Origin of the sequence: Bacillus sp. FSL W8-0519, assembly GCF_038005585.1 — a bacterium.
Taxonomy (GTDB): domain Bacteria; phylum Bacillota; class Bacilli; order Bacillales; family Bacillaceae_G; genus Bacillus_A; species Bacillus_A paranthracis.
Window position 1 is genome coordinate 1,763,943 of the sequence record NZ_JBBOTL010000001.1, and the last position, 13,412, is coordinate 1,777,354.

A 13,412-nucleotide genomic window follows, 5' to 3' on the forward strand; every position below is an offset into this window, starting at 1 on the left:
TAAAATGTTTCAGAGATGTGACAACAAAACGACTATGAAAGGACGAGTAGTAGTAGGACGTAGTCTAAGCGAGTCAGGGGTGGTGTGAGCCTGATACGAAGCCTATTATGAAGAACCTCCTGGAGTTGCTAACCGAAATCCTTGATAGGAAAGTAGACTTAGCCGGGAACTTCGCCGTTACAAGAAGAACAGTATCGAGATATTTCATCTCCGTATTGTATAAGTGAGCAACCTCTGTTGCTAATTTGGGTGGTACCGCGGAACCAAAGCCTTTCGTCCCAGTTTTTTGGGAAAGAAGGGCTTTTTTTGTTGGCTTCTTTTCACAACATCCAAACATTTTAGGAGGAAACCACCATGTATCAATCATTAATGACAGTAAGAGAGACTCAAATCGCAATTAAGGAAGTTAAAACATTTTTCGAGGATCAATTAGCAAAACGACTTGAATTATTCCGTGTATCTGCACCATTATTCGTAACGAAAAAATCAGGATTAAACGATCACCTAAACGGTGTAGAACGTCCAATTGAATTTGATATGTTACACTCAGGAGAAGAATTAGAAATTGTGCACTCACTAGCGAAGTGGAAACGATTTGCACTCCATGAATATGGATATGAAGCTGGTGAAGGTTTATATACAAACATGAACGCGATCCGTCGTGATGAAGAACTTGATGCAACACATTCTATTTACGTTGACCAATGGGATTGGGAAAAAATCGTTCAAAAAGAATGGCGTACTGTAGATTATTTACAAAAAACAGTACTAACAATTTATGGAATATTCAAAGATTTAGAAGACCACTTATTTGAAAAGTATCCGTTCCTTGGGAAGTATTTACCAGAAGAAATTGTATTCGTTACTTCTCAAGAACTAGAAGATAAATATCCAGAATTAACACCGAAAGATCGTGAACATGCAATTGCAAAAGAACACGGTGCAGTCTTCATTATCGGAATTGGTGATGCACTTCGTTCAGGTGAAAAGCATGATGGACGCGCAGCTGATTATGATGATTGGAAATTAAACGGTGATATTTTATTCTGGCACCCAGTACTACAATCTTCATTTGAATTATCATCAATGGGAATTCGTGTTGATAGTAAATCACTTGATGAGCAGTTAACGAAAACAGGTGAAGACTATAAACGTGAGTATGATTTCCATAAAGGTATTTTAGAAGACATACTACCATTAACAATTGGCGGTGGTATCGGACAATCGAGAATGTGCATGTACTTCTTACGTAAAGCACATATTGGTGAAGTTCAATCTTCTGTATGGCCTGATGATTTACGTGAAGCTTGCAAGAAAGAAAATATTCATCTATTTTAATAGAAGAGAGAGAATAGCTTAAATATAGAGCTGTTTTCTCTTTTTTTACTTTGTAAACGAATGGTTTACAGTGAGTTTTACTAATGGTTTCTTTCTTTTATATCTCTTTTTATGTAATAATTTGTTAAAGGAGGGGGATGTTATGAGCTTAGGAGAGCAGTTAAAAAAATTACGAGAGTCAAAGGGATTTTCACAAGAGGATGTTGCTAAAAAGATTGGTGTGACGAGGCAAGCGGTATATAAAGTGAAACTTTAATCAGTGGGCGATTTATCCTACTGATTATTAGTTGAACCAATCGGGCTTTTATAGGCAGTTAATCGCATCTGGCTGCCTTGATTATGCTTAAAAGCTTTGATGAGATTTACTGCCTGTTAAAGCGGGGTAAATGGGAAAATGATAAAAGTTGTCCTGATATTGATAATTTAATTTTACTAAGCGAAATGTACAATATTACGCTCGATGAGTTAATAAAAGGGAATCAAAACATTAAAGAAAAAATACATATTGATGAAGAAGATGAGGATTTTGAGAAAGAGAACGATTTTGGTTTTTATATTGGATTTGGTTTACTAATTATGAGTGCGTTCATTGATTATGAAAAAATACAGGTGGTTGTATTAGTAATTGCACTATTCATGATGGTTTTTTATTCGGATGTGAAGAAAGTTATTTTGAATGAGTTCAGATCGTTTTTTAAAAGAAAAGATATATATGACAAAAAGTGAGAAGAGTAAGTTATATTTCCTAGGAAAGAGTATAACAAGAAACTAAATTGTTTTATAATAATTTTAGGATGTTAATAGTATGTTAAAAAGTTCAAACAAGCATAACCCCGTTCTCAAGCTAGGACGGGGTTTAAAATCTAAGTTTTATGAAGCGAGAATTTCTTTCAAATATTTTTACTTTAGTAAAGACTTCTTATAAAAAATTACTTATTTATTACCGAGTTCTTCCGCTAAACCGATTAAAATGCCTTCAGTTCCACGAATGTAGCAGAGACGGTAAGAGTTCTCGTATTGAACTACTTCGCCAACGAGCTGAGCACCATGCTTAGTAGTAAGCCTAGATACCATTTCGTCAATGTCTTCAACGGTGAACATGACGCGCAAATAACCGAGGGCGTTGACAGGAGCTGCCCGGTGATCTGCTATAGCGGGCGGGGTAAGAAATCGCGAAAGTTCAATTCGGCTATGGCCATCTGGAGTTACCATCATAGCAATCTCTACGCACTGCGAACCGAGTCCAGTTACGCGACCGGCCCATTCACCCTCTACAGTGGCACGCCCTTCGAGTTTTAACCCAATCTCCTCGAAGAAAGAGATTGCATGATCAAGGGATTCTACAACGATGCTAACATTGTCCATTCTGAGTAATTTATTTTTTGACATTGTCTTTATCTCCTTATATGTAAAAGTGTATTATCTAATCATCTTCTTAATTATACTATTAAAAAGTTACAAATTCCTTTCAAACAAAAAACAGCTTGTCACAGTATAGGAAAATGTGACAAGCTGTTTTTAAGTATGTCATATAGTATCTTGTTAACAAACAATACCGCGATTTCCCCGAAAAATGTTTCTACGCTGTATGCTCTTAAAGGGCCCGATCGTTGTATAGAATGAAGTGTATTATTTAAATGATAAATACATTTCTTATTACTCTATATGCAAATAGCTTTCTGTTTATATAGGAAGGAAGTAGATTCATATAATTTGTTTTAAGTTTTACTAGTAGAAATTAGCTCATCTGCACTAAAGGCTCAATTTTCGCCATAAATGATTGATGCAGCGCCTCGACACCTGTTACTAAATGAAGGCGGTCAATAACGACAGACACTTTAATTTCTGATGTACTTACCATTTTAATATGAATATCTTCTTCTTTTAAAGTAGTGAACATATTCGCAGCAACACCTGGATTAGAGACCATACCAGATCCTACAATTGATACTTTTGCTAAATGATTTTCATATTCTACTGATTCATAGTGAAGTGCCTCTTGATTTTGTTCCAATACCCCTAATGTTTCTTTTAAATCATTAGAATGGATGGAGAAGGAGAGATGAACAGTTCCTTCATTTGTAATACTTTGAATGATGATATCTACATTAATATGTGCCGCTGCTAATGTAGAGAAAACTGTTGAAAGCGAGCCTTGTTCCAATCCTTTCACTGTGATGCGTGTAATATTATCTTCAAATGCAATACCTTTAACGATTGATTGTTGTTCCATGTTACATTCTCCTTTTACAATTGTTCCATTTTCTTGTTCCATACTTGAGCGAACTTCTAAAATGACATTATGATTTTTAGCAAACTCAACAGCACGCGGGTGTAATACACGAGCACCGAGGTTTGCAAGTTCTAACATTTCGTCATAAGAAATTTCATCTAATTTATAAGCATCTTTTACAACTCGTGGATCCGTCGTATATACGCCTGTCACATCTGTGTAAATATCACATTTTTTAGCTTTCAGTGCAGCAGCTAATGCAACCGCAGTTGTATCAGAACCACCTCGTCCAAGCGTTGTAATTTCAAGATCTTCACTGACTCCTTGGAAACCAGCTACAATAACAATGGTACCTTTAGTAAGATAAGACTGAATTCGATCCGTATGAATGTCAGTAATCCGTGCACTACTATGTACAGATTCTGTCGTAATACCAGCTTGCCATCCTGTTAATGAAATTGCGTTATAACCTTTTGCTTGTAATGCCATCGTTAATAATGAAATAGTCACTTGCTCTCCTGTTGATAGAAGCATATCCATTTCACGTTTACTCGGATTTTCTGTAATCGCGTTAGCGAGTGCTACAAGTTCGTCTGTACTTTTCCCCATTGCTGAAACGACAGAGACGATACTATGTCCTCTTTCATATTCTTCAATAATTAAATTTGCTACATGTTGAATGCGCTCAACGCTTCCGACAGAAGTGCCACCAAATTTTTGTACAATCGTTTCCATTACGAATTCCTTCTTTCATCCATTTTTAAGAATAGATTAGGACATATATAAATCCCAATATTCCTGTAGTTACCAGAGAAAAACAAAAAACACCATCTCAAATAAGTGAGGATGGTGCTGTTACAGGAAAAGGGAAACAGAAAACGGAGCTAATAAAAAAACCGCCAAAAAAGGAATACCATAAAAATGATATCTCTTTTTTGTAGATAGCTCTTCATACGTACACGTCTGTACATATGACAGTTCTGTTTCTATTCGAAAACAGCCCCAATCGATACATACAGAGAAATATATCGATTTCGGCAATACTTCCTTTCATCTAATTTCATAGACATCTCTGTGTCTCCATTAGAATACTCATAAGTATCGCAACCTCTATCTCACGTTTTAGGCGAGAGTGTTTGATTTATGAAGTTGTTGGTAACATTTGTTTTATAATAATTTAAATTTTTCGAGGAATCAAGTGTTTTATATATATTTTAAAAATTCTATCTTTTTACGAGGAAGTTTGTGAAAAATGTAGCAAAATAAATTTATTACATGTACATTAAAATTATAGTTCATTGGAGGTGGAAGAATGAAAGGGAAAAAGCCTATTTATGTTTCAGCAGAAATGAACACAACAATGGAAAAATTATGGGAATACACGCAAGAACCACATATACATACAGAATGGGATGCCCGCTTTACTGAAATTTCGTATGTAGAGAAAAAAGAAGGAGAACCACAGAAATTTTTATATAAAACAAAAATCGGATTTGGACTTGAAATAGCTGGAGAAGGTGAATCGATAGGTGAGATAAGAAAAGAAACGGGAGAACGTATTTCTTCTTTAAAATTTTGGACAGAAAATCAATTATCACTTATTCAAATAGGGCGTGGTTATTGGAAGTATACACCCCGTAAAGAACACATTCATTTTGAGACGCAATATGATTATGATACGAGGTTTGGTCGTATAGGGAATGTAATAGATTTCTATATGTTTCGGCCGTTATTAGGCTGGGCGACTGCTTGGAGTTTTGATGCTTTAAAATTATGGTTAGAAAAGGGGCTTCATCCTAGGTTGCTAATTAGAAGAACAATGACATATTGGCTCGTATGTTTTTTATTTGCATTTGTATGGATGTATCAAGGGATCTTCCCAAAAATAATTTTCAGTCATCCAGAAGAGATGAAGATGCTTTCTGCGATTATTGATTCAACTGGAAATAGTATTGCAATTCTTAAAGTAATAGGGATGTTAGAAATTATTTTTGGTATCATATGGCTATTTCCAGTTCCAAAACAAAAATTATTTATACTACATATTTTTATGTTAATAGCTTTAACGATAGTGGCAGGATTTACGAATATCGTAAGCTTTACAGAGCCGTTTAATCCAATCACATTAAACGTTTTACTAATGGGGGTATCGATTGTCGGTTATATAAATAGTTTTGATTTACCAAGTGCAAAAAATTGTAAGAGGAAGAGAAAGGGATAATGTATGGCTAATATGTATGAAAGACTATTAGGGGATGCTTATAAAAAACTTCATCCAAAATTACAGAAACGCTATGAGATTACAGAAGAAAATAGCTTTACTGGAGAAGGAAAGATGGATGAAATTTACGGAGGTTCTTTTTTCGTAAAATTGATATTAAAAATTGCATCGAAGTTTCGAATGTTTTTCCCTGAGCGTGGGAAGAAAGTGCCATTTACAATACATAATACCGCTGAGCGAGATGAACATGGAAATGAACTTGTGCGGTGGAATCGTACTTTTTACTTTCGTAATAAGAAAAGATATTTTAATGCGGTAATGAAATTCGATGAAAATGAAATTGTAGATTATTTTGGTGAACCACACATACTTGTTTCTACACTGAATTTTCATATTGATGAGATGGGGGCGATGCATATTTCTTCAAAGAAACAATGGTTTTACATGTTTAGAAGAAAAATCCCGTTACCTAGATTCTTATACGGAGAGGCCAACATTGTAGAAAGTTATGATGAAACAAAACAGTGCTTTCGAATTCATGTACAAGTATGCAATCCGTTAATTGGTTCATTATTTTCATATAGGGGAACATTTGTGGAGAGGAAATAAATGATATGAAAAATATAATAGTTGGGCTTGCTTGTTATATTATTTTTCTAATATGTGAGTGGTCAAATGTAAACCCAGTTGAAGCAATTATTTTATTATCTATTTTGTTATGTATACCGATGTCTTTTTGTATTATTGATAAAAGAGCACGAAATGGATTGTATTTATTATTTTATAAATCCGTATCGTTTTTATATCCGATAGCAGCGATTTGTGCAATGTTAGCTTTCGTAACAAATCAATATATCTTTGCGATAATTTGGTTTGTATATACGGGGATCGTTGCGTTATTTGGTATAAATAGATTACTAGAAAGAGGATGGACACCGTTAGAAGAGACAGCTATCGATAGTGCGTTTATTTATTTGTTTTTAGGTGGTTTTTGGTTTTTTGCTTCTGTAGCAAAACTCTCCATTATGCACTTTAGTTCTGACATCATTTTGCTTACCGCTGCACATTTTCATTACTCTGCATTTCTATTGCCATTATCAGCTGGTTTAATAGGGCGGAAGAGAGAAAAGAGCAGTAAAGTATATGATGCAATTATGTTTATTATAGTCATTTCACCGATGACAGTTGCGATTGGAATTACGTACTCAAGGGTATTTGAATTTTTTGCAGTGTTCCTATATTTATGTGCGATTTATGGGTATGGAATTTATGTTTGGCGGGCGAAATTTAATGCTATCAGTGCAAAAATCCTCCTAATCATATCGTCTAGTACGCTCATGGTAACAATTATGTTTTCACTTATATATTCGTATGGGAATTTGAAACATGTAATGACGATTACAATTGCTCAAATGGTTTGGATTCACGGTGTTGTTAATGGAATTGGAGTAGCGTTGCCGGCATTTGTCGGCTGGATGATTGAAAAGAGTGTTCCGAACTGTAAATATTACGGGAAACCAATGAGCAGATTAAGAGGAGAGGCGACAGTTGGTGAAGCATTTTTACATAACAGAAATGTAATAGATAGCAAGGAATACAAAGGTTTAGTTGATAAAATGAATGATTTCCATAGTGGGATATTTGATAGGGCCAAGATTCCTGTAAGTATTATTCGTTTTTATGAAAATACAACAGAGTATGAATTACAATCGCATATTAAATGGACTCGCTGGTTCCGCCCGTTTGCATTTTGCTATGAGAAAATGAGTAAGCGTGTAGGACAAATACATTTAGGAATGGGCGGCAAGTGGGAAACGATGCACGGCTCTATCATAGGGATAATGGATGAGAAGGATGGAAGGGAGAATGTAAGAGCTTGGTTAAGGAAAAATGAAGCAGGAGCATCTATTTTTGTAGCTCTTTACTCAAAACATACGTATAAGAATGAGACATATATGAATATCGCATTGCCTCTACCATATTCGAATATGACGGGGGTTTTAAAATTACGTAATGATAATAATAATTTAATTATTACTAGTAAGCTGAGAAGAAATGGTAAGGGAGATGAGGGAATCTATATACATACTCGTTTCTTTACAATCCGTTTACCGTTAGCTGAGACGTTTATTATTAAAGAGGGCACCAATCAAATGTTAGAAGCTAACCATAAAATGTGGATATTTGGAGTTAAGTTTTTAGAAATTGATTATGAGATTAAGAAAATAGAGGAGAAGTAAGAAAAGCTTGGAGAGATTCCAAGCTTTTTTTACGTATGGGTAATTGTCATAGCGACTTGTTTATCTAAGTCTCGATCCCAAACACGTTGAATTTCAAACGTACCTTTTTCAAAAAATAATGGAAATCTTTCTTTAAACCAATCTTGCATAGGAAGATTTAGTGCTGTATCGATTGGTACCCATAATAATTTACCTTCAGGAGGATTCGAAAGGAGTTCACCTTCAAATGAATCTGTCCAATAGTTAAATACCATATATCGAACATTTTCTTTCGGATTTACGTATTCATCTAATCCCTTAAAGGTTAAAGTTGAAACAAGTAATCCAGTTTCTTCTTTTACTTCCCGTTTAGTAGCTTGAACGATACTTTCTGGAAAATCTACTTTTCCGCCGGGAGCGATGTAACCAGGGAAGCCAAGGTGATTGGGGCGCTGTATTAACAATACTTTGTTATTCCGCTGAATCATACACATTGTATACATACGGTGCTCTATATCTTTCCAATTGTTGCTCATATGAATCTCTCCTCTTAATAAAATCTTATAGTTTTTAACTATAGTTATGTATGACAAAAAATACAATAATAATACAAAATTATACAATTTTCAATTGACTATTACTAATTTTCAGAACTATAATTAGTCTGTTACATAAATACATCGTACTTGAGAGGGGAATATATTCTATGAAAAATAGAATAATCGCAGCAGGAGTAATTGCAGCTAGTATATTATCTTATTCATCTAGTAGTTTCGCGCAAACGAAAAAATTTCCAGATGTCCCAGCTAAACATTGGGCAGAAGACTCTATTTACTATTTAGTAGAGAAAGGTGCAGTTACAGGTAACGAAAAAGGAATGTTTGAGCCAGGAAAAGAAATCACTCGTGCAGAAGCAGCTACAATGATGGCTCAAATCTTAAACTTACCAATCGATAAAAATGCTAAACCATCTTTCGGTGATTCTCAAAACCAATGGTATACCCCATTCATCGCAGCTGTAGAAAAAGCTGGCGTTGTAAAAGGGAAAGGAGCGGGCGTATTCGATCCCACTGGGAAAATTGACCGAGTTTCAATGGCCTCTCTTATTGTAGAAGCTTACAAATTAGATTCTAAAGTAAATGGTACTCCAGCAACTAAATTTAGTGATCTAGAAAAAAGTTGGGGTAAAGCAAAAGCTAACATTCTAGTTGAATTAGGGATTTCTATTGGAACTGGTGACAAATGGGAGCCCGAAAAAATTCTAACTAAAGCAGAGGCAGCTCAATTTATAAAAAAGGCAGATTCTCTTAAAATAGGTAACCCTTTAGTAGAAAAGGTAGTTATTATTGATCCTGGTCATGGAGGATTTGATCCAGGGAATCCAGGGCAAGGTGTAGAGGAAAGTAAAATCGTATTTGATACATCTTTAAGATTACAGAAGTTGTTAGAAAAAAATACACCTTTAAAAGCTTTATTAACACGTGAAGAGAACGGAAATCCAGGAAGTAACAAAAATGAATCTCTTGCGAATCGAGTGAAATTTGGTCAAGAGAACAATGCAGATATATTTGTAAGCATTCATGCAAATTCTTCTGAAAATCATGATGGTCATGGAACGGAAACGTATTATTATAAAAAATCCAAGCGTGGAGAAGAGACACAGATTGAAAAGGATAGTGAAGTGTTAGCAAAGAAAATTCAAAATAGAGTAGTAGAAGCACTACATACAAGAGATAGAAATATAAAAGACAATCACTCACTTTATGTAGTAAATAATAATACAGTACCAGCAGTTTTAACAGAGCTTGCCTTTATTGATAATGATATAGATAATGGTAAATTAGCTACTGAATCAGGAAGACAAATTGCTGCTGAGGCAGTTTATGCTGGGATTTTAGATTATTATGAATGGAAAGGTTTCGATGTTGAAAAATATCGTTTAGCTAAATAACAATATTGATTGCTAAGTCCATCGTCTACATAGAGATGGGCTTTTTATGTGATTTTATGTAATTTTGTATCGAAATAAAAAGATATATCGTATTATGTTGATTATAAATAAAATAATGGTAGATTAGTTGATTTTTATCACGTATACTTTTACTGTTGACTATTTAAGAGTGTGTTAGTTTAATAGGGAAAATTATACGATAAAGGGAGGCAAGTTAACACGGGACAAGCATATAAAAAACGTGTTAAAAAATTTATGAAAAAAGTTATTTCTAATGTGTTAGCAGTGACAGTCGCGCTTCAAGTAGTGATGGCTCCAGCAACTTCGTTTGCATCTACAAAAGAATTTCCAGATGTTCCAAAAAATCATTGGGCACTTGAAGCAATTAATGATTTAACGTCAAAAGGGATTATTGCAGGTTACGATAATGGTAAATTCGGCTTCGGAGATGTTGTAACTCGTGAGCAAGTAGCAGCATTAATGTATCGCGCATTAAAACCAGAAGCAAAAAGTGATTATAAAAATCCATACTCTGATATTAGTGCAGGAACGACAATGTTCCCAAAGGAAATTTTAGCATTAACAGATATGGGGATTTTCGTAGGTGATGATAAAGGAACGTTTAGACCGAAAGAATCATTAACACGTGCGGAGATGTCTGTTATTTTGCAAAAAGCATTTAAATTAGAAGTAAAAGCACCACATACATTTGATGATATAGATGCAACATATTGGTGGGCAAAGGAAGCAATTAGTGCATTGCAATCTAATGGTGTAGCGGCAGGGAATGGACTTGGAGGATTTGATCCATCAGGTGTATTAACGCGTGAAGGCTATGCACAACTTTTATATAAAGCGATGCAAATAAAAAAGGATGTTCCTGTTGAACAACCATCATATATTAATCTAGATGTGACATTACCATCTAACGTAACAGCGCAAGAGATTGATAATTATATTCAAAGATTCCATCCAGATAGCCCGTTAGTTGGAATTGGACAAGACTTTATTAAAGCGCAAAATGAGTATGGTGTGAATGCACTATACTTAGCTGCACATGCAATCTTAGAATCTGGTTACGGTAAATCAGAAATTGCATATCGTAAACATAATTTATTTGGTTTAAGAGCATATGATCGTGATCCATTTGCATATGCAAAATATTTACCGTCATACGGACTAAGTATTTCATATAACGCTGATTATGTAAAAAAGAACTACTTAGAAGATGGTGCAAGATATTTCAAAGGTTACACATTGCCAGCAATGAATGTTATGTATTCAACAGATACAGCATGGGCTGGGAAAATCGCTAATATCATGGAACGCATTAAGCCTTTTAATAAAGCAGATTACCAAAATGCAAAACGACTACCGAAAAACCCTAATACATTAAATGTAGAAGTATTAAGTGAAGCGATTCCTTATACAGATTATGCAAAAGATGCAAAAGCTACTGTCCAATCGGTAGGATCTTACTATCAAGTTCCATTCCCGTTTAACAATCCAATTAAGAGTGTACCAAATGTGACACAAAATGAAGTTGGAAAACTAGAAAATGGTACAAAAGTAAATGTATATCGTGAAGATCCAAATGGCTGGGTAGAATTTTCATTTGAAAATGCGCAAGAAAAATATTGGACATTGAAGAAGAACTTAAAATTATAAATAAAAAAGGTGTTTTCACTTATGAAAACACCTTTTTTATTTATATTTAACATGTAATATTTTTAGATTCAGTATGAGTTTCTTTTTTATGTTTTTACCAATAATTAAACCGTTTCATATATAATTAAAAGTGTTAAAGATTGAATTTTCTGTTTTTGTTTTATTGTTAACTTAATTTGAAAAGAGGAGAGGTATATGCAAGGAGAAATACCAACAGAGAAAAGTTTAAGTTATATCGGTAAATTGTTATTGCCGGTTAAAGCGTCACCACATTTTAAATTTTTATGGATCGGGCAATTGCTTTCGACTTTAGGTAGTTCGATAACGATGGTTATTTTGCCAGTCGTTGTATATTCATTAACTGGATCAACAGTTGTAATGGGAATGACTATGGCAATGTACATGCTTCCTAATATTCTTGCGTTACCGTTTGCGGGATTAATCGTAGATCGAATGGATCGAGTGAAAGTAATGTTATTTACAGATATAGTTCGCTGCATATTAATGCTATTACTTGCAACACTTATATTTATGGATGATTTAATAATTCCGCTTCTATATGTCCTCATAGCATTATATGGACTTATGGAAGGGATATTTCAACCAGCGTATGCGGCTGTAAGAGCGAAAGTATTTGTACCGGACATTCGAAATGCAGCTAATGCATTAACGCAAATGAGTAATCAAGGTATACGACTAATTGGACCGGCTCTTGGAGGATTAATCGTTTCAGTTGCATCTGCTGGAATAGGGTTTGGACTAGATGCAGTAACATATTTGTTATCATTTTTTTGTTTATTATTTTTAAGGGAAATAAAGTTTAAAAAAGTAAAAACGATTGAAAAAAGAAAAATCGATTACAAACAAGAGTTTATGGAAGGTGTTTTCGTTTTAAAAAGTCATCCGTGGCTATGGATTACAATTTTAGTTTTTTCTTTTATCAATATTTGTTATGCAGGAATTATTGTCGTATTAATTCCATGGTTATTTAATGTTCATCATCATTTTGAAGCATACGTGTATGGATTAGGAATGGCATCCTCTGGTGTTGGAGCTGTAATTGCCGCGCTAATATTTGGCGGGAGAGAACGGTGGTATAAGCGGGGAATACTTGCCTATGGTGGTGTTTTAATAAGTGGTTGTGCGCTTTTAATAATGCCGTTCATTACTTGGGCACCTGCTTTAATCGCATTAATGGCAATTGAAGGGTTCGGTATGATGATATTTGGACTCATTTGGGAAACGAGTTTACAAGAGCTCGTGCCAGAAGAAGCATTTGGAAGAGTGGCAAGCCTTGATATGTTAGGTTCATTTGCTTTATTGCCACTAGGTTATGTAGTTGTAGGATGGTTAGCTACTGTCATAGGTGGTGAGATAACGATTATAACATTAGCTATTTTAGTACTTGTAACAATTGGAGTAGCATTATGTGTGCCGAGTATTCGAAGATTTGATTGATGATATAAGGGAAGGTGGGAACGACTTATATGCTTATAAAAAATTTGAACGATATAGTCGCAAAGGAATGGGACAACCAATATACTTTGCAGGAAAAGATCTTTGAAGCAAAAAATTTCACAGTCTATATTGCTACCCATAGAGAAAATAAGCTAGCATATAATCAACTAGTATTAATAAAACATTTTTGTAACGAAAAGCCTTCCGTGCATATTTGGTATAAGAAAATTAGCACCGATGCAACAAAACTGGACATCACAAAAGAAGTGACAGAAGCCATTCAAACTGGTTTTGTAAATGAAGAGTAAGCCCTAATTAAATTAG

At 34.5% G+C, this 13,412-nt stretch carries 12 protein-coding genes, 1 pseudogene, 1 riboswitch and 1 other annotated feature; of the genes and pseudogenes, 10 read left to right on the top strand and 3 right to left on the bottom strand.

Features of this window, described 5'->3' with window-relative positions; genetic code table 11:
- Positions 1–25: 25 nt before the first annotated feature.
- Positions 26–284: a binding site (T-box leader), on the top strand.
- Between the two features lie 70 nt (positions 285–354).
- The 3 genes and pseudogenes from asnA to NST14_RS09230 all read left to right on the top strand — a co-directional run.
- Positions 355–1,338 carry an aspartate--ammonia ligase gene (asnA, locus tag NST14_RS09220; RefSeq protein WP_000284909.1) on the top strand — a complete coding sequence of 328 codons (984 nt, stop codon included), beginning with the start codon at positions 355–357 and terminating at the stop codon, positions 1,336–1,338.
- 142 nt (positions 1,339–1,480) lie between these two features.
- Positions 1,481–1,594 carry a helix-turn-helix transcriptional regulator gene (locus NST14_RS09225; RefSeq protein ID WP_000051967.1) on the top strand — a complete coding sequence of 38 codons (114 nt, stop codon included), beginning with the start codon at positions 1,481–1,483 and terminating at the stop codon, positions 1,592–1,594.
- 128 nt (positions 1,595–1,722) lie between these two features.
- Positions 1,723–2,064: pseudogene (locus NST14_RS09230) on the top strand (helix-turn-helix domain-containing protein); the annotation flags it as partial.
- A gap of 207 nt (positions 2,065–2,271) precedes the next feature.
- On the opposite strand, the gene NST14_RS09235 reads toward NST14_RS09230, so the two are convergent.
- Positions 2,272–2,727: a VOC family protein gene (locus tag NST14_RS09235; RefSeq protein WP_000041939.1), complete on the bottom strand. Its 456-nt coding sequence runs from the start codon at positions 2,725–2,727 to the stop codon at positions 2,272–2,274.
- Positions 2,728–3,076: 349 nt separating this feature from the next.
- On the bottom strand, positions 3,077–4,306 hold the full coding sequence (locus NST14_RS09240) for an aspartate kinase (protein WP_229142981.1): 1,230 nt from the start codon (positions 4,304–4,306) through the stop codon (positions 3,077–3,079).
- Positions 4,307–4,505: 199 nt separating this feature from the next.
- A riboswitch (Lysine riboswitch) is annotated at positions 4,506–4,692 on the bottom strand.
- Between the two features lie 191 nt (positions 4,693–4,883).
- On the opposite strand from NST14_RS09240, the gene NST14_RS09245 reads away from it, so the two are divergent.
- Genes NST14_RS09245 through NST14_RS09255 form a run of 3 tightly spaced genes read left to right on the top strand, consistent with a single transcriptional unit; the run spans position 4,884 to position 8,032 of the window.
- Positions 4,884–5,792: a DoxX-like family protein gene (locus NST14_RS09245; RefSeq protein WP_000676654.1), complete on the top strand. Its 909-nt coding sequence runs from the start codon at positions 4,884–4,886 to the stop codon at positions 5,790–5,792.
- Positions 5,793–5,795: 3 nt separating this feature from the next.
- Positions 5,796–6,401, top strand: a complete 606-nt coding sequence (locus NST14_RS09250; RefSeq protein ID WP_229142982.1) for a DUF4166 domain-containing protein — start codon at positions 5,796–5,798, stop codon at positions 6,399–6,401.
- A 5-nt stretch (positions 6,402–6,406) separates the two neighbouring features.
- Entirely contained in the window at positions 6,407–8,032 is a 1,626-nt protein-coding gene (locus NST14_RS09255) for a YndJ family protein (protein ID WP_229142983.1), read from the top strand.
- A 29-nt stretch (positions 8,033–8,061) separates the two neighbouring features.
- On the opposite strand, the gene NST14_RS09260 is transcribed toward NST14_RS09255, so the two are convergent.
- Positions 8,062–8,547 carry an 8-oxo-dGTP diphosphatase gene (locus NST14_RS09260; RefSeq protein WP_000070007.1) on the bottom strand — a complete coding sequence of 162 codons (486 nt, stop codon included), beginning with the start codon at positions 8,545–8,547 and terminating at the stop codon, positions 8,062–8,064.
- Between the two features lie 170 nt (positions 8,548–8,717).
- On the opposite strand from NST14_RS09260, the gene NST14_RS09265 reads away from it, so the two are divergent.
- The 4 genes from NST14_RS09265 to NST14_RS09280 all read left to right on the top strand — a co-directional run bounded on the left by NST14_RS09265 (position 8,718) and on the right by NST14_RS09280 (position 13,396).
- On the top strand, positions 8,718–9,962 hold the full coding sequence (locus NST14_RS09265) for an N-acetylmuramoyl-L-alanine amidase (RefSeq protein ID WP_000797228.1): 1,245 nt from the start codon (positions 8,718–8,720) through the stop codon (positions 9,960–9,962).
- Positions 9,963–10,217: 255 nt separating this feature from the next.
- Complete coding sequence (locus tag NST14_RS09270) at positions 10,218–11,630, top strand: S-layer homology domain-containing protein (RefSeq protein ID WP_048551857.1); 1,413 nt, start codon at positions 10,218–10,220, stop codon at positions 11,628–11,630.
- 195 nt (positions 11,631–11,825) lie between these two features.
- Positions 11,826–13,088 carry an MFS transporter gene (locus NST14_RS09275; protein ID WP_229142984.1) on the top strand — a complete coding sequence of 421 codons (1,263 nt, stop codon included), beginning with the start codon at positions 11,826–11,828 and terminating at the stop codon, positions 13,086–13,088.
- A gap of 29 nt (positions 13,089–13,117) precedes the next feature.
- Positions 13,118–13,396 (top strand): hypothetical protein, encoded by a 279-nt coding sequence (locus NST14_RS09280; RefSeq protein WP_000905836.1) that lies wholly within the window; start codon positions 13,118–13,120, stop codon positions 13,394–13,396.
- Positions 13,397–13,412: the final 16 nt, after the last annotated feature.